This is a genomic window from Flavobacterium sp. HJSW_4 (assembly GCF_042436695.1).
In the GTDB taxonomy this organism is placed as follows: domain Bacteria; phylum Bacteroidota; class Bacteroidia; order Flavobacteriales; family Flavobacteriaceae; genus Flavobacterium.
This window is the reverse complement of the sequence record NZ_JBHNPP010000005.1, coordinates 58,151-78,764: the sequence shown is the minus strand read 5'-3', so window position 1 is coordinate 78,764 and position 20,614 is coordinate 58,151. Positions and strand designations below refer to the sequence as shown.

Sequence of the window (20,614 nt, the reverse complement as noted above, 5' to 3'; positions counted from 1 at the left end):
CCTTTGTCCCTCTGAACCTTTGTTCCTATATTTAAGTTATAATGTTAAGCATTTTCTGCGTTGCAATAATCGCTGCAACGGTTTGATCTGAATCTAATCCGCGGGTTTTGAATTCTTTTCCGTTGTTTACCCATGTAATAATGGTTTCGCACAACGCATCAGAACTACTTCCTGGCGGGATTCTTACGGCATAGTCAATCAGTTTAGGAAGCGTTAGTTTTTTGCTTTTGTAAATTTTCGATAAAGCATTCATAAAAGCGTCAAACTGACCGTCTCCTTGCGCGTTTTCTTCGATTAGTTCTCCGTTTAAATTTAAAGATAAAGTCGTCGATGGGCGCATTCCTTTAGAATGAACCAGCATATAAGAATTTATGGTAATTTTTTCTTCGTAAGTATGGCTGTCCAAAACATCAGAAATAATGTATGGAAGATCTTCCTTAGTTACGGTTTCTTTTTTGTCGCCCAATTCGATAATTCTTTGAGTAACCAATTTCAGATCTTCGTTGTTTAATTTTAAACCTAATTCCTGAAGGTTCTTTTCGATATTGGCTTTTCCTGAAGTTTTTCCTAGAGCATATTTTCTTTTTCTTCCAAAACGTTCTGGAAGAAGATCATTGAAATAAAGATTGTTCTTGTTGTCTCCATCGGCGTGAATTCCAGCTGTCTGAGTAAAAACGTTATCTCCTACAATTGGCTTATTTGCAGGAATTCTATAACCTGTAAATGTTTCAACCAATTTGCTTACAGAATACAATGAAGTTTCTTTTACGTTGATCTTTACTTGTGGTAAATAATCGTTGATAACTGCAACGGTACTTTCAAGAGGTGCATTTCCAGCACGTTCTCCCATTCCGTTTACCGTAACGTGAAGTCCGTTGATTCCTGCTTTTATTGCTTCCATTACATTGGCAACGCTTAAATCGTAATCGTTATGTGCATGAAAATCAAAGTGGATTTGCGGATATTTCTCTTTAATTTTCGAAATAAATTCAAAAGTTAAAGACGGAATTAAAACCCCTAAAGTATCAGGGAGTAAAACTCTTTTAATTGGCTGAGTTGATAAAAACTCCAAAAATTGAAACACATATTCAGGAGAATTTCGCATTCCGTTGCTCCAATCTTCCAAATAAACATTGGTTTCAATGCCATTTTCTTTTGCTAAAGCAATAATTTGGGCAATTTCAGAAAAATGCTGTTCAGGAGTTTTTTTCAACTGATGCGTTAAGTGATTCATTGAGCCTTTGGTCAACAAATTTTGCACTTTAGCACCAGCTTTTTTCATCCAATCGATTGAAACACCGCCGTCAACAAAAGTCAGAACTTCAATTCTGTTGGTGTATCCTTTTTCTTCAGCCCAAGAAGTAATGCCTTTTACAGCTTGAAATTCTCCTTCGCTTACGCGCGCCGAAGCAATTTCAATTCTATCAATATTTAATTCCTCCAACAATAATTGCGCAATGGTCAGTTTTTCTGCAGCAGAAAATGATACTCCTGAGGTTTGTTCACCGTCACGAAGCGTCGTATCCATTATTTCAATTTTTCTTTTTTCCATATTGATATTCTATATTTCTTTAATTTCGAAATGATAGCAGGTTTGTATTATTAATTTAGAAAGACCCGAGAGGTTTTGAAGCCTTTCGGGTCTAATAGACTGAATGATATTGCTATTAGTAAGGAAGTTTATCAGCGAAAGCTTTAATATCTTCTTTCATATCTTGTAAATAATCAATATCGTCAAAACCATTAATTAGGTTATTTTTTTTGTAACCATTAATAGCAAAAGACTCTTGCTCACCAGTTGACAATAAAGTAATTGTTTGGTTTGGAAGATTGATTTCTAATTCTGTATTTGGATCAGCGTCGATAGCTTTGAAAATATTAGCTAAAAATTCTGGGCTAATTTGTACTGGCAAAACACCAATGTTTAAACAGTTTCCTTTGAAGATATCTGCAAAGAAAGAAGAAACTACAGCACGGAATCCGTAATCGTAAACTGCCCATGCAGCGTGCTCTCTAGAAGATCCAGAACCGAAGTTTTTTCCTCCTACAAGGATTTTTCCGCTGTAAGTTGGGTTGTTTAAAACGAAATCTGCTTTTGGAGTATCGTCTCCATTGTATCTCCAGTCTCTGAAAAGGTTGTCTCCAAAACCTTCACGTTTTGTAGCTTTCAAGAAACGAGCCGGGATGATTTGATCTGTATCGACGTTCTCAATTGGCAACGGTACGCCGCTGCTTGTAAGTATATTAAATTTATCGTATGCCATTGTAATTTTTGATTTTAGATTAACGATTTCTGATTTTAGATTTGTTGGAATTTAAAATAGTAGGCGTTAATTTTTTTTGTAAAATGTAAATTGAAATTTTAAAGAGTTTTAATGGTCAACGAAATCTGAAATGCTTCGCCAGTTCGCTTTCGCTCGTGTCAAAAATCGTTAATCATCATTCTTAAATCTTTAAAAAAGCTCTCTCGGATCTGTTAGTTTTCCTGTAACAGCAGCGGCAGCAGCCATAATTGGACTTGCTAATAAAGTTCTAGAACCAGGACCTTGACGACCTTCAAAGTTTCTGTTTGAAGTACTTACTGCATATTTACCAGCAGGAACTTTATCATCGTTCATTGCTAAACAAGCAGAACATCCAGGCTGACGTAATACGAAACCAGCTTCTGTTAAGATATCTAAAATTCCTTCTTCTTTAATTTGCGCTTCAACAACGTGAGATCCAGGAACTAACCAAGCCGTAACATTATCCGCTTTTTTTCTTCCTTTTACAATTTCAGCGAAAGCTCTAAAATCTTCAATACGTCCGTTTGTACAGCTTCCTAAGAAAACGTAATCGATTTGTTTTCCGATCATTACGTCGTCTTCGTTGAAGCCCATGTAAGCTAAAGATTTTTTGTAAGTTTCCTCACCACCTTCAACTTCTTTTGCATTCGGGATATGTTTTGTAATACCAATTCCCATTCCAGGGTTAGTACCATAAGTAATCATTGGTTCGATGTCTTCTGCTTTGATATTTAATTCAGCATCAAATATAGCGTCAGCATCTGTTTTAAGTGTTTTCCAATACTCAACAGCTTTAGTCCAAGCTTCTCCTTTTGGAGCATATAATCTTCCTTCTAAGAAATCGAAAGTAGTTTGGTCAGGAGCGATCATTCCTCCACGAGCACCCATTTCGATACTTAAGTTACAAACTGTCATACGACCTTCCATAGTCATGTTTTCGAAAACATCACCAGCGTATTCGACAAAGTAACCTGTTCCGCCAGAAGTAGTTAATTGAGCAATAATGTAAAGCGCAACGTCTTTTGGTCCAACACCTTTACTAAGTTGTCCGTTTACGTTGATACGCATTTTCTTTGGTTTTGGCTGCATAATACATTGAGTAGAAAGCACCATTTCAACCTCAGATGTTCCGATACCGAAAGCGATAGCTCCAAAAGCACCGTGAGTAGACGTATGTGAATCTCCACATACAATAGTAGCACCAGGCAAAGTAATTCCATTTTCAGGACCAACTACGTGTACAATTCCATTTTTTTGGTGACCTAATCCCCAGTGAGAAATACCGTATTCAGTTGCATTGTCTTCAAGAGCTTTTAACTGATTAGCAGATAAAGGATCTTCTACTGGTAAATGTTGGTTTATAGTTGGTGTATTGTGGTCTGCAGTTGCAAAAGTACGTTCTGGGTATAAAACGTTAACGCCTCTTGATTTTAATCCTAAAAAAGCAACAGGACTCGTAACTTCATGAATGAAATGGCGGTCAATAAAAAACACATCTGGCCCATCTTCAATTTTACGCACAACATGTGAATCCCATACTTTGTCAAATAATGTCTTACTCATTTTTTATTTTTTTTAATTGTAATTTCTATAACCACAGCAATCTCCTGTTCATTATAATAGCAAAACAAAAGTAAAAAAAGATAAAAAAGCGTCAATTTCAATATTTCATTATATACGATACCCAAACTAAAATACAAATTGCCAATTGGCTTTTGCAACTTCAAATTTGATGGAAAAATGATTTAGAAATTGATTTTGTTTTTCTTTTTTACTCTTGATTTTGTTTGATTGCTTTTTGTTTTAATAGTTTGCAAATTTATCTCAAAAGCACTATAAAATATAAGTTTTTGTTTGAAAATATGTAACAAATTAAATAAAAATAGTAATAATTATCAATTTTGATTTCTCTTGAAAATGGATGTTTTTTTGCTTTTTTTGAGGTTTTAAATCTGTATTTTGAGTGTTATTTAGAATCAATAAAACAGCAAAATACTACGACATCCAAAAGATGAAAATTTATAAAAAATTAGGACTTTTAACACGAAAATTAAAGTCCTAGAAAAGTATTTTTTGAAGAGTTTTGTATGACTTAATTCAGGGAGTTTTTGAATTCCAAAGGCGTCAAGTTTGTTTTCTTTTTGAATAATTTGCTAAAAGACTGAGGATATTCAAAACCCAATTGATAGGCTATTTCTGCCACCGAAAGATTTGTAGTAATCAAGAAGTCCTTTGATTTTTCAATCAGTTTGGAATGGATATGCTGTTGCGCATTCTGTCCAGTTAAATTTCGAAGCATATCGCTCAAATAATGACTCGAAACATTAATTTGTGAAGCTAGAAATTCTACCGAAGGCAATCCTTTTTTTAAAGTTTCGGCATTACTAATGTAGTTGTCTAAAGTTTCTTCAACTTTAAGTAATAAATCGTGGCTGATGGTTTTTCTTGTAATGAATTGACGTTTATAGAAACGATTGCTGTAATTCAGTAGCACATCAATATAAGAAACAATCACGTCCTGACTCATTTCGTCAATTGCGGTATTGAGTTCGTTGTCAATGCTTTTTAATAATCCGATAATGATTGTTTTTTCGCTGTCAGAAAGATGAAGTGCTTCGTTGGTGTCATAAGAAAAGAAACCATATTTCTTGATGTTTTTTCCTAAAGGGTAATTTCGAATAAAATCTGGATGAAACAAAAGTGTATAACCGCCATATTCGGCGCCTTCTTCGTTTTCAGTAAAAATTAACTGATTAGGAGAAGCAAACATAAGTCCACCTTCATTAAAATCATAATAACCTTGACCGTAACCCATTTTGCCATTGGTGGAAAATTTATACGATATTTTATAGAAGTCAAGCATAAAAGAAAAATTTGCTAAATCTTCATTTATAACCAATTGCGTATTGTCTACCAAACTAATCATCGGATGAAGCGGTTTTGGCAGTCGAAGCAAATTATGAAATTGCGAGATAGAAGAGATTTTTGCTGGATTGTGGTTTTTCTTTTCCATGATATAAAGATATTAAAAATTGAAAAGTAATCAGGTTTTTCTAAAGTAGCTTCGGAGAAGCGAAATATTTATAGAAATCGTATTTAGTATTGAGGGTAAAGCTCCAGCGGAGCGAAATATACCTGTATTGCATTGAATATTTCGCTCCGCTGGAGCTTTTTTGTCGCCGAATGATTGAATTTCTATAAATATTTTGCTCCGCTGGAGCTTAATAATAGAGTGTGTTACATAGTTTTAAAAACACTCTCAAGAATTATTATGCTCCCAAAAATTGTTTTCCAAACTCAGTACGAAAAGCTTCGTCTCCTAATTCTAATCTTTGTTTATAAAGCGCTTTTGCGTCTTCTCCAGCAACATATCTCAGTTTTGTTTTTCCGTCTGTTGCGGCTTCATAAACGACATCGGCAATTTGTTCTGGTGTTGATGCCATTTCAAACATGGTTTCAACATTTGCAAATAAGCTTTTAGTCATTGCTTCGTATTCTGGCATTGCGCCTGTGTCGAGTGAACCGTGAAGGAATTCTGTTTTAATTCCGCCTGGAGAAACCGTTTTAATATTTATTCCGAACGAATTTAATTCAAAAGCCATGCTTTCGCTCCAGCCTTCTAATGCCCATTTTGTTGCGTGATAAACCGAGCTTAAAGGAAAAGCAATCAATCCGCCGATCGAAGTTGTCGAAATAAATAAACCGCTTTTTCTTTCTCTGAAATAAGGAATAAAAGCGTTTGTAACACGAATTACGCCCAATAAATTAGTGTCTAATTGTTTTGTGATTTGAGCATCTGAAAGACTTTCCAATGGTCCCATCAATCCATAACCAGCATTGTTGTAAACGACATCGATATCACTTAATTCAAGTGCTTTTTTAACTGTGGTTTGAATTTGATCATAATTGGTAACGTCTAAAGGCAAAAGCGTGACATTTTTCAATTGAGAAAGTTCTGTTTCTTTTTCAGGAGTTCTCATGGTTGCGATTACATTCCATCCTTTTTGTTGGAATAATTTTGCTGTTGCTTTTCCTAAACCTGATGATGCGCCTGTGATAAAAATTGTTTTCATGATTATTATTTTTTAATTGTTATAATTTGATGAAGCAAAGTTCAGGATACACCACAGTTTAAAAGTGTTCATTTTGGAGCAATGAGTGTTCAAAATGAATAATCGAATATTTTAAGAGAAAATGAATAGAATTAAATGACTTTTTTGAGGTTTTTAATGCTCTTTCATAATCATGTTAAAAATGCTTTTGTTAACAACTTTCATTTCGTTATTTCTGTAAAAAAAGCGTAAATTTGACTTCCTTCCATTTTTCATTTCGCATTTTGTTATGTTTCATGTTGTCAATGTTTTGCAATGTGAACGCTTTGGAATTTGGGACTTAAAATTTTGATTTTTACAACTCTATGTATTTAATATTCGATACCGAAACAACCGGATTACCAAAACGCTGGGATGCCCCAATTACAGATTCTGATAACTGGCCTCGCTGTATACAGATCGCTTGGCAGCTTCATGACGAAATGGGACAGCTTATCGAGCATCAGGATTATTTGGTAAAACCAGAAGGATTTAATATTCCGTACGACGCTGAACGTATTCACGGAATCTCTACTGAATTGGCTGAAGCCGATGGAATCACCTTGGCCGAAGTTTTAGAGAAATTCAATATTGCATTAAGCAAAACCAAATATATTGTTGGTCAGAATTTAGGATTCGACGTTAATATTATGGGAGCTGAATTCCATAGAATGGGAGTGGAATCTCAAATGAGTTCTATGCCAGTTCTGGATACTTGTACTGAAGTTACGGCTTCTTTATTACAGCTTCCTGGAGGTCGTGGAGGAAAATTCAAACTTCCGACTTTGACCGAATTACACAGCTATCTTTTCGATCAACCTTTCGCGGAAGCGCACAACGCAACTGCCGACGTTGAGGCAACTACGCGTTGTTTCTTAGAATTGGTTAGAAGAGAAATTTTTACAAAAGAAGAGCTTGACGTTCCGAAAGAGTATTTCAAAGAATTTCAAGAAAGAAATGCGGAGCCATTTAAGCTTATTGGTTTAAAACACATCAACTTAAAAGCGGCTTCTGATAAAATCAGAGAACAGCTTAAAGCGCTTGCTGGAGAAGGTCAGCAGACTGTTGTTTCAGAAGAAGAAAAAGCTGATTTTAAAGCAGCAAAATTCGCGCATTTACACAATCATACTCAATTTTCGGTTTTGCAATCGACTATCGGAGTTGGGAATATTGTGGCCGCTTCCGCGAAAAACGGAATGCCAGCCGTGGCTATGACAGATACAGGAAACATGATGGGAGCTTTCCATTTTGTGAGTGCTGTTATGAACCACAACAAAGCGGCTTCTGGAAAAAATAAAGCATTGGTTGAAGCAGGAGAAGAACCAACAGAAACTGAGGTGAAACCTATTGTAGGTTGTGAATTTAATATCTGTGACAATCACTTAGATAAAAGCAAAAAAGACAACGGTTATCAAGTTGTTTTAATGGCTAAAAATAAAGCAGGATATCACAACTTAGCTAAAATGGCTTCGATTGCCTATACTGACGGATTTTATTATGTTCCGAGAATTGACAGAAAGATCGTTGAGCAATACAAAGGCGATATCATGGTTTTGTCTGGGAATTTATATGGAGAAATTCCGAGTAAAATCTTGAATATTGGTGAAAACCAAGCCGAAGAAGCTTTGATTTGGTGGAAAGAACAATTCGGCGAAGATTTCTACTTGGAAGTTATGCGCCACAATCAGGAAGATGAAAATCGTGTGAACAAAACCCTGATTGAGTTTTCTCAAAAACACAATGTCAAATTAATTGCGACTAATAATACTTATTATTTAAATAAAGAAGATGCCAATGCGCACGATATTTTATTGTGTGTAAAAGACGGTGAAAAACAAGCTACGCCAATTGGTCGTGGTCGTGGTTACCGTTACGGACTTCCAAATCAGGAATACTATTTCAAGTCGCAAGACGAGATGAAAAAGCTTTTTGCTGATTTGCCAGAAGCGATTATTAATATTCAAGAAATTATAGATAAGGTTGAAGGATATTCGCTTTATCGTGATGTATTGCTTCCAAAATTCGAAATTCCTGACGAATTTATGGTGCCTGAAGATGAGGAAGATGGCGGTGTTCGTGGAGAAAATAAATACTTGCGTCATCTTACCATGGAAGGTGCAAAAAGAAGATATGGCGAAATTACAGAATCGATTCAAGAACGTCTTGATTTTGAATTAATGACGATTTCGAATTCAGGATATCCGGGTTATTTCTTGATTGTACAGGATTTCATCGCCGAAGCCAGAAAAATGGACGTTTCGGTAGGACCTGGGCGTGGTTCTGCAGCGGGTTCAGCCGTTGCCTATTGCTTAGGAATTACCAATATTGACCCAATTAAATACGACTTACTTTTTGAGCGTTTCCTAAATCCTGACCGTGTATCGATGCCCGATATTGATATCGACTTTGATGACGAGGGTCGTGGACGTGTAATGGAATACGTAATCAACAAATACGGTCAAAAACAGGTGGCGCAGATTATCACTTATGGTAAAATGGCAACCAAATCGGCGATTCGTGATACGGCTCGTGTACTGGATTTACCATTATTTGAAGCCGATAGAATTGCAAAATTGATTCCGGGAATGATGCCGTCAAAATGGAATTTAGCGCGTTTTATTTCGGAGAGTGAAGAGGAAGTTAAAAAAGCCCTTCGTTCGGATGAATTTGACAATGTAAAAGAATTAATTGCGATTGCCAATGAAGATGATTTGGCAGGAGAAACCATTCAACAGGCAAAAATCCTTGAAGGATCGATGCGTAATACGGGAATTCACGCCTGCGGGGTAATCATTACACCGTCGGATATTACGAATTACGTTCCTGTAACGACTGCAAAAGATTCGGATTTATATGTAACACAGTTCGATAACTCGGTTGCAGAAAGTGCCGGATTGCTGAAAATGGACTTCTTGGGTCTGAAGACCCTTACGCTGATAAAAGATACCGTAAAACTGGTAAAATACAGAACCAATATTGATCTCGATCCCGATACTTTCCCGATTGATGATGAAGAAACGTATGCGCTTTTCCAAAGAGGTGAAACCGTTGGAATCTTCCAATACGAGTCGCCTGGGATGCAGAAATACATGAAGGATCTGAAGCCGACGGTATTTGGAGATTTAATTGCCATGAACGCATTATATCGTCCGGGACCTTTGGAGTATATTCCTTCTTTCGTTCGAAGAAAAAATGGTGACGAAGAAATCAAATACGATTTAGATGCCTGTGCCGAATATTTATCAGAAACTTACGGAATTACAGTTTACCAAGAGCAGGTAATGCTTTTGTCTCAGTCTTTGGCAGGATTTACAAAGGGTGAGGCCGACGTCTTGCGTAAAGCGATGGGTAAGAAACAAAAAGATGTACTTGATAAAATGAAGCCGAAGTTTGTTGAACAAGCAGCAGCAAAAGGCCACGATGCCAAAGTTCTAGAGAAAATCTGGAAAGACTGGGAAGCCTTTGCGAGTTACGCCTTCAACAAATCGCACTCGACTTGCTATGCTTGGATTGCGTACCAAACGGCGTATTTGAAAGCGCATTATCCTGCAGAATATATGGCAGCGGTACTTTCGAATAACATGAACGATATCAAACAAGTTTCGTTCTTTATGGAAGAATGCAAACGTATGGGATTACAAGTTCTTGGACCAGACGTAAACGAATCTTACTATAAATTCACCGTAAATGATGACTATGCCGTTCGTTTCGGAATGGGGGCGATTAAAGGAGTGGGTTCTGGAGCTGTAGAAACGATTGTAGAAAATAGAAAAGACGGAAGATATAAATCGATTTTTGATTTGGCGAAGCGAATAGATCTTCGTGCAGCCAACAAAAAAGCGATTGAGAATTTGGCATTGGCTGGAGGTTTTGATTCTTTTGAAGGAACAACCAGAGCGCAATATTTTCATGATGATGGTGACGGAATTACATTCTACGAAAAAGCAATGCGTTACGGATCGAAATTTCAGGAAAATGAAAACTCATCTCAGGTAAGTTTGTTTGGAGAAGCCAGCGAAGTACAAATTGCCGAACCAGTTGTGCCTCCGTGTGAAGATTGGAGCACAATGGAAAAATTGGCAAAAGAAAAAGAAGTTGTCGGAATCTATATTTCGGGACATCCGCTTGACGATTTCAGGTTTGAAATGAAATATTTCTGCAATAACAAATTGGAATCGCTGAAAAGTATGAATGAATTTGTTGGGAAGAATTTACACTTTGCAGGAATTATCAATAACGTTCAACATCGTGTGGCTAAAAACGGAAAAGGTTGGGCAGCATTCAACTTAGAGGGCTACGATGAAAGTTATGAGTTTAAGATTTTCGGAGAAGAATATTTAAAATTCCGTCATTTCTTAATTCAAAATAATTTTGCCTTTTTGAAGATATTGATCAAAGACGGATGGGTAAATCATGATACAGGTAAAAAAACAGATCCTAGAATGCAGTTTGTTGAGATTCGACAATTGCAGGATATCTTGGAGGCTTTCGCCAAAAAGCTAATTGTTTTGCTCAATATTAAAGATCTTCATCCTGAATTTATTCATAAACTGAGTCATTTATTTAATGAAAACAAAGGAGATAATTCTGTGACTTTTGAAATCATGGAATTAGAAAAAGTGAAAAAATTGGTTGAGGTTGAAACCCCAACAGATTTTGCAGATTCTGAAGATGCTGTTTTTGAAGCTGATAATGAAAACGAAGATGCCGCCATTGAGGATACAAAAATACAAGAAGTAAATGAGGTCGAAGAGATAAAAGTAGTGACCAAATTGACCATGCCAAGTCGTCGTTTGAAGATTAAAATTTCAACTGAATTATTGCAGGAATTGGAGAAAATGCAGATTAATTTTAAATTGAACTAAAAAATTAACAGTTAAAATTTAAACACATGTTAATTTTTTATGTTAAAAATATGCATGCATAATAGTTTTTTAGTAATATTGCCCAAAATTACAACGTTTTCGTTCCAAGTCTAACTTCGCAAACTATAAGAATATGTTAAAATACTCTAAGTTTGTATAAATCAATAAATCAAAATTATGAAAAAGAACCTATTTTTATTAGGACTATTAGCTTGCTCTATGGTTTCAGTAGCGCAGACAACAGAAAAGCCAGAAAGCTGGTATTTCAAATTAGGAGGATCGTATTTCAATCAAACAGCTTCAACAGAGTTTCCAGAAGTAGGAGGACAAGCTCCAAATAGAGATGTATATTCAGGTACTTTAACAAGTAATAAATTGGTTTCAAGAGAAAGTATAACAGGTTCTTTTGGACAAGGATTCAGAAGTGGTATTACAGCTGGTTACCGTTTCTCTACTCGTTTAGGAGTTGAGATGTCTGCAAACTATTATATCAGTAATAGCAAAACAATGGCTCAAACAACAGACAGACTTTATGGATACGATCCAGCTACTACTGCTGCTACATACATTAGTTTTACAGCTGAGGGACAAATCAAAGCATTCGATTTAGCGCCTTCTATTGTAATGTTTTTAGGTGATGCGCATGGTTTTGAACCATATACTAAAGTTGGAGTTATTGTGCCAATTCATGGTACATTAGATATTAAAACAGATAGAGAGCTTTTGACTTACGTAGGTGCTAATCAAGTAGCTAAAAATAATATCTATTCTAAAGATGTAGTGAAACCAAATCCAACAATTGGTTTTATGGCTGCAGTAGGAACATCTTACAAATTAGGAAAACATATTTCTGCTTTTGCTGAGTTAGAGTACAGAAACTTTACTGTTCATGGTAAAAGTAAAGAAACTACAGAATATACTGTAAACGGACAAGATGCACTAGCAACTAGAAATACATCTCAAAGATATACTAACTATCATGAGAAATTAGATGTAAATTCTAATAACGCATTATTTAATCCAAACACAGCGACAAGTGATGCGACTGATACTACAAGACCAAATGATAAAATGGACGAGTTAAGCTCTTACGTGGGAATTTCAGGTTTAGGATTAACATTAGGGATCAAATACAGCCTATAATTTTCCATTTTTTTATAGTTTACAAAAAGAGGATATTCGAAAGAATATCCTCTTTTGTTTTTACTAGTGAGATTGCTTCGTTCCTCGCAATGACAAACAGTGAAACCTATTTAGAAGCTTCTCTAAACTCCTTCAAAACCTGATCAATAACCCAAGTTGTTCTGGCGCCAGAAGTTCCTTTTGACGAAGAAGCACCTTCGTTTCCTAATAGTTCAGCAATAACAGTTTCAATAAATGGCTGTTGAATATGAAGCGGATTTTCTATTGTAATCGTTTCTTTTTCTCCATTTGAATATTGAATATGAAGCGGGTCATTTCCAAAAGTAGAGAAAGAGATTTTTCCTTTGTCTCCAACAATTTCAGTATTGTCATAACGTTCAAAACTCGCAAAATTCCAAATTCCTGAACCGTGAATTCCGCTTTCGAATAAGAAAGACATCGAAACAGCATCTTCAGCTGGATAAGCAAGTAGTTGAGAAGTCGCATGTCCGCGAACAGATTTTATCGGACCTAAAACAAAATCTAAGAAATCAAGGGTGTGACAAGCCAAATCGACAAAAATTCCTCCTCCAGAAATATGAGGTAAAACAGTCCAAGGAAGATTGATTTCGTCGTCATAACGCTCCTCAAAAGGATGGTATAAAACACAATTGACGTGTCTAATTGTCCCTAATTTTCCTTCGTCGATTATTTCTTTAATTTTTAAGAAACGAGGCAAAGCTCTTCTGTAATAAGCAACAAACAAAGGAACATTGTGTTCTTTACAAGCGCTGATCATTTCGTTGCATTCTTCAAAAGTCAAGGCCATTGGTTTTTCAACGTAAACAGGTTTTCCTGCTTTGGCACATAAAATAGTGTATTCTTTATGAGAAGATGGAGGAGTGGCAATATAAACGGCATCAACTTCTGGATCATTAATTAAATCTTCAGCATTAGAATACCATTTTGGAACATTGTGGCGTTTTGCATAATCTTCTGCAAGTGCCGCGTCTCTTCGCATCACAGCAACTAAAGCAGAGTTTGGAGCTTTCTGAAAAGCAGGGCCGCTTTTAACTTCGGTCACGTTTCCACAGCCAATAATTCCCCATTTTATAATTTCCATTGTTTAAGTTTTAAGTTTCTCAAATTTAGTATAAAAGCTTTGTATAAAAAAGTTAGCCACAAATTCACGAATTTATTTTAATCTATTTGGATAAAAAATGTTGTGTTTAATTGCGCGAATTTATTTCACGCAGATTTTAAATGATTTAAGCAGATTCACACGGATTTTTTTTTAATTAAATCGACTTAGATCTGCCTAAATCTGCCAGATCTGCGTGAAACAAAAAAAGATAATTCGTATAATTCGTGGCAAAAAAAAGCCACGAAATTCAGAAAAATAATTCGTGAATTCGTGGCTAAAAAAAAATTAAGTTTAAAGGTTTACTTTTTCGGTAAAGCTTTAAAACCCATATTGTAAAGCGTGAACGCTTGGATGTCTACATTTTCTTGAATTGTAGCGGCAACAGATTTTCCTGCTCCGTGACCAGCTTTAACATCAATTCTAATTAAAACCGGATTCTCTCCTGTTTGTTTTTCCTGCAATTCAGAAGCAAATTTAAAACTGTGTGCTGGAACTACACGATCGTCGTGATCTCCAGTAGTTACCATAGTTGCAGGGTAATGAGTTCCTTGTTTTACATTGTGAACTGGAGAATATCCTTTTAAGTATTCAAACATTTCTTTGCTATCTTGAGCAGTTCCGTAGTCAAAAGCCCATCCTGCACCAGCTGTAAAAGCATTGTAACGAAGCATGTCCATAACTCCAACAGCTGGCAAAGCTACTTTCATTAAATCAGGACGTTGTGTCATAGTTGCACCAACCAATAAACCTCCGTTAGATCCTCCGCGAATAGCCAAATAATCAGATGAAGTATATTTTTGAGCAATTAAATATTCTGCAGCAGCAATGAAATCGTCAAATACATTTTGCTTTTGAAGTTTCGTTCCCGCATCGTGCCATTTTTTACCATATTCACCGCCACCTCTTAAGTTAGCAACAGCATAAACACCTCCATTTTCCATCCAAACCGCATTACCAATGCTGAAGCTTGGAGTTAAAGAAATATTGAATCCGCCGTAACCATAAAGGATTGTCGGGTTTTTACCGTCTAGTTTTGTTCCTTTTTTATAAGTAATAATCATCGGAACTTTTGTGCCGTCTTTTGAAGTATAGAAAACTTGTTTAGACTCGTAATCTTCGCTTTTGAAATCTACTTTTGGTTTTTGATACACTTCAGATTTGCCAGATTTTGGTTCCAAAGAATAGATGCTTCCTGGAGTTGTGTAATTGGTAAAGCTGTAGTATAAAATTTTATCTTCTTTTTTACCGCTAAATCCTCCCGCAGTTCCAACAGCAGGAAGTTTGATTTCACGAACTAATTTTCCGCTGTAATCATATTGCTGTACAAAAGAAACCGCATCTTTAGTATAATTAGCAAAGAAATAACCGCTACCAGTTGAAGGCGACAAAATATCTTTAGTTTCTTTAATAAAATCTTTCCAATTCTCAGGTTTCGGATTGGCTGCGTCAACAGTTACAACACGTTTATTAGGAGCCTTAAAATCGGTTTCGATAAACAGTTTGTTTCCTTCATTTTCGATAACGCCATTGTCGCTGTCAAAGTTGTCTACAATTGTAACAATCGGACTGTTTGGCTTAGTTAAGTCTTTAATGTATAATTCGTTACCGTAAGTCGAATTAGCAGCTGTAATTACTAAAAAGCGATTGTCTTCGGTAACATAACCGCCTACATATCTTCTTTTTTGGTCTGCGCCAAAAATTACTTTATCGTCTTTTTGAGAAGTTCCCAGTTTATGGAAATATAATTTGTGCTGATCCGTTTTAGCAGATAATTCACTTCCTTTTGGTTTATCATAACTAGAGTAGTAGAATCCTTCATTTCCGTGCCAAGAAACACCGCTGAATTTTACATCAACCAAAGTATCTTCTAGAATTTTCTTAGAAAGCGCATCAATAATAATAACTTTTCTCCAGTCGCTACCACCTTCAGAAATCGAGTAAGCGGCTTTGTTTCCGTCTTTAGAAAAATTTAAACCGCCAAGCGAAGTGGTTCCGTCTTTAGAAAAGGTATTCGGATCTAAGAAAACTTCTTCTTTTCCGTTTTCATCTTTTCTGTAAACAACAGATTGATTTTGAAGTCCATTATTTTTAGAATAATAAGTAAATTTTCCTTCTTTGAATGGAGCTCCAATTTTTTCATAATTCCAAAGCTTTTCCATTCTTGCTTTAAGTTCATTTCTAAACGGAATTTTATCTAAATAGCCATAAGTGACTTCATTTTCAGCTTTTACCCAAGCACCCGTTTCTGCAGATTTATCATCTTCTAACCAACGGTAAGGATCGCTTACTTTGGTATCAAAATAAACATCAACAGTTTGTCCTTTTTTAGTTTGCGGATATTGCATTTTACCTTGCCCAAACGAAATTCCTGCGGTTGTTATAGCCATTAATAAAAATGTTTTTTTCATAGTTAGTTTTTATCTGTTGTAACAAAAATAGCACTTTTTGTTGTGAAAATTTAAGAAGAAAAAATAAACCATATAAGTTATATAAGTTCATTTAATTTAAAGCACCGCTTATTTTTACTTATATGACTTATATGGTTTAAAAATGTTACAGATTAAAATTAACTCCCAAAACGATGTTTCTTCCAATATTCGGAATACCGTCTGTTTTTAATCTTGAAAGGTGAGCAATATATTTTTTATCGAATAAATTGTTTCCGTTTAAGTTAATGTCGAAAGCCGTTTTACCAAGTTTAACTGTTCCTCCAAAACCTAAATTTACTAAAGTATAACCTTTAGAGGCTGTTTCAAAACCGCTCACATTATCTTGATTGAAAGTCGAAGAAACATTCAAAGAAGCAAAACCTTCGCTCAGCCAATTTTTGATGTTAAATTCTGTTCTTAAAGTATTGTTCCAATTGTTCGCAGGAATTAAAGGCAAGTAATCTTTGTTGTCTTTTTTACCTGTAACGGTTTCAAAACTAGTTTCAAAATGTAACCAATCTAACGGGTGAGGGTGAAAGTGCAGACCAACTTCTCCACCGTACAATTGTGCATTATCTTGAATATAAGCAAAAACATCATTGTCATCTCTAACTTCTCCCGTTGGTGAAGTATAAATGTAATTGTTTACGTGGTTGTAAAATCCGTTTACGAAAAACTCAAAATGTGTGTTTTTGTATTCTAAGTTCAAATCAGTCTGAACGTTTTGTTCTGTTTTTAAATTAGCATTTCCAACTTCATAACGATTTGTTCCTTCGTGAACACCGTTTGAAGTTAGCTCAGCTAAGTTTGGCGCTCTAAATCCTGTTGCTACATTTAAACGGAAAGTCAAAGGCTCAGCAAATTTTGTTTTGTATCCTAAAGAAGCATTAAAACTATCAAAAGAACGATCTAAAGCTTGAAAATAACCTTCTTCGCCTTCAGTTCCGTGCGCGATAGAAGTAATATTTCTGTTGTCAAAACGCAATCCAGCTTGAATAACGCTATTGTCCCATTCGTAGTTAGCAGTTCCAAAAACACCAAAATCATTAGTTGTAGCATCCGGAATCAAGTATTCTTCACCAGAATTTTTGTTGGTCTGATGCATTCCTTGAACACCAAAAATAGTTTCAATTTTTCCGAATTTAGGAAAATGGTATTTTGCATTATAATTGAAAGTATTCAATTTCATGTGTAAAGAAGCTTCATTGCTGTCTTCAAACTCGCTTCTGTCATTGGCAATATATCCTAAGTCAACGTCTAATTTTGAGTTTTCAAAGAAAATAACATTGTTTAAACTCAATAAATGATTATAAATTCCTTGTCTAGGAAATTGAGTGTCTTTACTTGAAGATTGTTCTGCGATTCCATCTTCTGGAATTCCAATGTCTAATTTGTTAAAGTTGTATCGTACAACGCTAGAAAAAGTCGAATTGCTGTAACCAATTCCAGTTTTAAAATCAGTTTCGTTGTAACGTGAATTAGTTACGCGATCACCATCAGCAATTTTGTAATCAGAATGTGTGTTGTAGCTTCCTCTTGCTAAGAATTTCCAGTTTTCTGTAGACGTTTTTAAACCGATAGAAGAATTGCTTCCTTGAGTATTAGTGAAATATTTTTGGCTGAAATTAGCTTTAAAATCACCAGCGTCAGCAAATTTTTCAGGATTGAAATATAAAACACCTCCTAAAGCATCAGAACCGTATAATAAAGATGCAGGTCCTTTAATAACTTCAACACTTTCAATTCCGGCATCATTTAAACCCAAACCATGTTCATCTCCAAACTGCTGGTTTTCGATGCGAACACCTTGAGAATAAACCAAAACACGGTTACCGCTAAGTCCGCGAATTACAGGTTTCCCGATAGAAGTTCCTGTAGAAATCTGAGAAACTCCCGGAATTGTCGCTAAACCTTCAATTAAAGTTGAAGTTCCTTTTTGCTGTAAAGTTTTAATGCTTTCGTGCTCGATTTTCATTACGTTTTGCGATTGCAATTTGTTGAAAGGAGTTGAAACCACAACTTCATCCATTTCTAAAATAGATTCTTCAAGAGTAATGTCTAGTGTGTTGCTTTTTAGTAATTTGGCAATCGTTTTGTTTTGATTGGCATATCCAACATAAGTAAAAGCAATGCGAAGGCTTCCGTTTGGAAGATTATTCAATTCATATTTTCCGTTTGCGTCTGTTGTTGTTCCTTTATGTAATTCAGGAGCATAAACAGAAACTCCAGGCAATGGATTATTTTGATTATCGGTTACAGTTCCAGAAACCGAATTTTGAGCAGTAAGCATGCCCGAAAACCCTAAAACAAGGGCAATTATAAATTTTTTCATTTGAAAATGATGCTATAGTTAATTTGATTTTTCTTCGAATAAAAACCAAAATGAACGGCAAAGCATTCTGATCCCAATTTTAACCAATTAGGATGAGGAAACTCAACGGTTTTTGAATTTTAATTAAAAGAAATGTGATGTTTTTTCGAATGATCGAAAATTAAGAAACTACAGCAACAGGTGGCCCCCGTAAGTAATATGAGGTAGTTGAAATTGAAAAAATCTTCTCTGAAAATGGGAAGAAATAAGGTGTTTCTCTATCAAATGAATGAAATTCAAAAGAGAAATTTTGCGGAAGAATAAAAGATTCAAAAGCAAAATGACAGACAAAACAAACGTCATAGTCATGATGCTGATGTGTTATTTCACCACTCGGATCATTGTAATTATGATGACACTGTTTTTCAGAAAGCTGTTTTACAATATGCTCATAACTGTGTATCGACTGAAACAATATTGAGAACAATATTGTGACAGCAAAAGATAAACTTAATATGAGCTGTTTTTTCTTCATGCATTGCAAAGGTATAAAAGATAAAAAGAAAATAGATGAATTTTTTGTTCCAACAAATTGATTTATTGAAAATAATGCAGCAATTAATTTTATTCTCAGTCAAAAAGAGAATATTTTCACTTTGTATCTTTACTAGAGAAAGCATTATATTATATTTGTATGTGAAATAAATAGGCGTAAAAAAGCGTTTATTTGTAATCATCTTTTTAAAACCCAAACCACGATATGCGAATTATTTTTAGCTGCTTATTTTTACTCACTTTTTTTAACTCTTTTGCGCAAGAAGAAGTTAAACCTGAGGTAAAACCAGTTATAAAAATAGATTCTCTGTATCGAGAAGATCAGTTTTATTTTGGGGTAACCTATAATATGTTTACTGATATTCCAGTCAATTTCAAACAGAACAAATTTTCTCTCGGACTTTCTGGAGGTTTCTTGCGTGATATGCCCGTTAATAAATCTAGAACAGTCGCAATTGCAGCAGGTTTAGGATTGAGCTATCAAAATTACTTTCAAAATCTAACGATTGCTCAGGGTCCCACAGGCAACATAATATACGGTGTGAACAATTCTAGCGAATATGTTTCTAATCGTTACAGACAATATTCTGTAGATCTTCCGATAGAATTTAGATGGAGAAATTCGACTTTTGAAAGCACTAAATTTTGGCGTATTTATGGAGGTGTAAAATTGAGTTATATATTTTCAAGCGTATCTATTCTTGATGATGGCGAAAAAACATATAAAATAAAAAATAACGACGCTATCAATAAATTTCAATACGGCCCATATCTTGCAGCAGGATATAATACATGGAATCTTTATTTGTATTATGGTTTAAGCCCTTTATTCAATTCGGCGACGACTCTGTCAGGTGAAAAAATCAATATGAAAACCTTAAATGCGGGCTTGATTTTCTATATTTTATAACCACAGATATAAAAACAGAAGCTGAGGCATTATTCCAACAAACAACCCGATTAATATTTCTTTAGGCGTATGCGCATTCATTTCTAAACGTGATGAAGCCACAACTCCAGACAATAAAATAAGCAAAGCTGACCAATACGGATTATGGAGTTGAAGATGAATGTTTAAACCGATAACAAAAATCGTTAAACCTGAAATCGCAACCATATGAAGACTTGCTTTTGTTTTGAAAAGCACACATACCAATGCTAAAATTGTGCTGAATAAAGCAGCTAGAAAAAAGAAATGAAGCTCAGGATAGCGCGTAATTACAATACTTCTTTTGACCAATAAAATATATAAAAAACACTGCAGAATAAGCGGAATAGTTCGTTCTGAAGTTTGGCTCAACATTATCGATTTTACATGTCCAGTTGATTTTAACAACAAATAGAATAAAATTGGGACAATTATATTTATCACCAAAATTTGGGTTAAAACAAAATACTTCTCTTGCCTGCTAAAAACATCGTCTTTGTAAAATAAGTAAAACATTGTCGCATATAGCGATATGAAAATCGGATGTAATATATAGGAGAAGAGTGGAAGTAATTTTTTCAAGACGCCTGAATTTGTGGTGTAAAAACAAATATACTCAATAAATGTTTTCTGCCACTAATTACACTAATTACACTAATTATTTTTTTGCTACAGATTTCGGCATAAAAAGCATTGTAATCAATGATAATCTTTTAATCTGTGGCTAAAATTTTTCACGCAGATTTAGCAGATCTGGCAGATTTTTTTTTAAAATTAATTCGTGTGAATTCGTGCAATTCGTGGCAAACCTTCTTTTTCTGCACTTTCAAATAAATCGAATAATTAGTGAAAATTTGGGAAATTAGTGGCAAACCTTTTTTTAA

At 35.0% G+C, this 20,614-nt stretch carries 13 protein-coding genes; 3 read left to right on the top strand and 10 right to left on the bottom strand.

The annotated features are described in order from the left end of the window. Window positions 1-31: 31 nt before the first annotated feature. From ACE01P_RS06410 to ACE01P_RS06390, 5 genes are all read right to left on the bottom strand, one after another. Complete coding sequence (locus tag ACE01P_RS06410; RefSeq protein WP_379695445.1) at window positions 32-1,552, bottom strand: alpha-isopropylmalate synthase regulatory domain-containing protein; 1,521 nt, start codon at window positions 1,550-1,552, stop codon at window positions 32-34. 115 nt (window positions 1,553-1,667) lie between these two features. Continuing rightward, entirely contained in the window at window positions 1,668-2,264 is a 597-nt protein-coding gene (gene leuD, locus ACE01P_RS06405; protein WP_144215886.1) for a 3-isopropylmalate dehydratase small subunit, read from the bottom strand. Window positions 2,265-2,453: 189 nt separating this feature from the next. Beyond that, on the bottom strand, window positions 2,454-3,848 hold the full coding sequence (gene leuC, locus ACE01P_RS06400) for a 3-isopropylmalate dehydratase large subunit (protein WP_379695443.1): 1,395 nt from the start codon (window positions 3,846-3,848) through the stop codon (window positions 2,454-2,456). Between the two features lie 529 nt (window positions 3,849-4,377). Continuing rightward, the gene (locus tag ACE01P_RS06395) at window positions 4,378-5,298 is read right to left on the bottom strand and encodes a helix-turn-helix domain-containing protein (RefSeq protein WP_379695441.1); all 921 of its coding nucleotides are present in this window, start codon (window positions 5,296-5,298) and stop codon (window positions 4,378-4,380) included. A 256-nt stretch (window positions 5,299-5,554) separates the two neighbouring features. Then, a complete protein-coding gene (locus ACE01P_RS06390; RefSeq protein WP_379695439.1) occupies window positions 5,555-6,358 on the bottom strand; it encodes an SDR family oxidoreductase in 804 nt (267 codons plus the stop codon). Between the two features lie 344 nt (window positions 6,359-6,702). Between ACE01P_RS06390 and dnaE the strand changes: the two genes are divergently transcribed. Beyond that, window positions 6,703-11,241, top strand: coding sequence for a DNA polymerase III subunit alpha (gene dnaE, locus ACE01P_RS06385; protein ID WP_379695437.1), 4,539 nt, complete (start codon window positions 6,703-6,705; stop codon window positions 11,239-11,241). A gap of 177 nt (window positions 11,242-11,418) precedes the next feature. Beyond that, a complete protein-coding gene (locus ACE01P_RS06380; RefSeq protein ID WP_379695435.1) occupies window positions 11,419-12,384 on the top strand; it encodes an outer membrane beta-barrel protein in 966 nt (321 codons plus the stop codon). Between the two features lie 106 nt (window positions 12,385-12,490). Here ACE01P_RS06380 and ACE01P_RS06375 read toward each other — a convergent pair whose 3' ends face one another. The 4 genes from ACE01P_RS06375 to ACE01P_RS06360 all read right to left on the bottom strand — a co-directional run bounded on the left by ACE01P_RS06375 (window position 12,491) and on the right by ACE01P_RS06360 (window position 18,782). Continuing rightward, window positions 12,491-13,486: a Gfo/Idh/MocA family protein gene (locus tag ACE01P_RS06375; protein ID WP_379695433.1), complete on the bottom strand. Its 996-nt coding sequence runs from the start codon at window positions 13,484-13,486 to the stop codon at window positions 12,491-12,493. Between the two features lie 320 nt (window positions 13,487-13,806). Next, a complete protein-coding gene (locus ACE01P_RS06370) occupies window positions 13,807-15,915 on the bottom strand; it encodes a prolyl oligopeptidase family protein (protein ID WP_379695431.1) in 2,109 nt (702 codons plus the stop codon). 145 nt (window positions 15,916-16,060) lie between these two features. Beyond that, complete coding sequence (locus tag ACE01P_RS06365) at window positions 16,061-18,268, bottom strand: TonB-dependent receptor domain-containing protein (protein ID WP_379695429.1); 2,208 nt, start codon at window positions 18,266-18,268, stop codon at window positions 16,061-16,063. Between the two features lie 160 nt (window positions 18,269-18,428). Beyond that, entirely contained in the window at window positions 18,429-18,782 is a 354-nt protein-coding gene (locus ACE01P_RS06360) for a hypothetical protein (protein WP_379695427.1), read from the bottom strand. Window positions 18,783-19,007: 225 nt separating this feature from the next. Here ACE01P_RS06360 and ACE01P_RS06355 point away from each other — a divergent pair, with 225 nt between their 5' ends. Further along, the gene (locus ACE01P_RS06355) at window positions 19,008-19,712 is read left to right on the top strand and encodes a porin family protein (protein WP_379695425.1); all 705 of its coding nucleotides are present in this window, start codon (window positions 19,008-19,010) and stop codon (window positions 19,710-19,712) included. Here the strand turns inward: ACE01P_RS06355 and ACE01P_RS06350 are convergent. Continuing rightward, window positions 19,707-20,141 carry a hypothetical protein gene (locus tag ACE01P_RS06350; protein ID WP_379695423.1) on the bottom strand — a complete coding sequence of 145 codons (435 nt, stop codon included), beginning with the start codon at window positions 20,139-20,141 and terminating at the stop codon, window positions 19,707-19,709. The two genes, ACE01P_RS06355 and ACE01P_RS06350, sit on opposite strands and share 6 nt — an antisense overlap. Window positions 20,142-20,614: the final 473 nt, after the last annotated feature.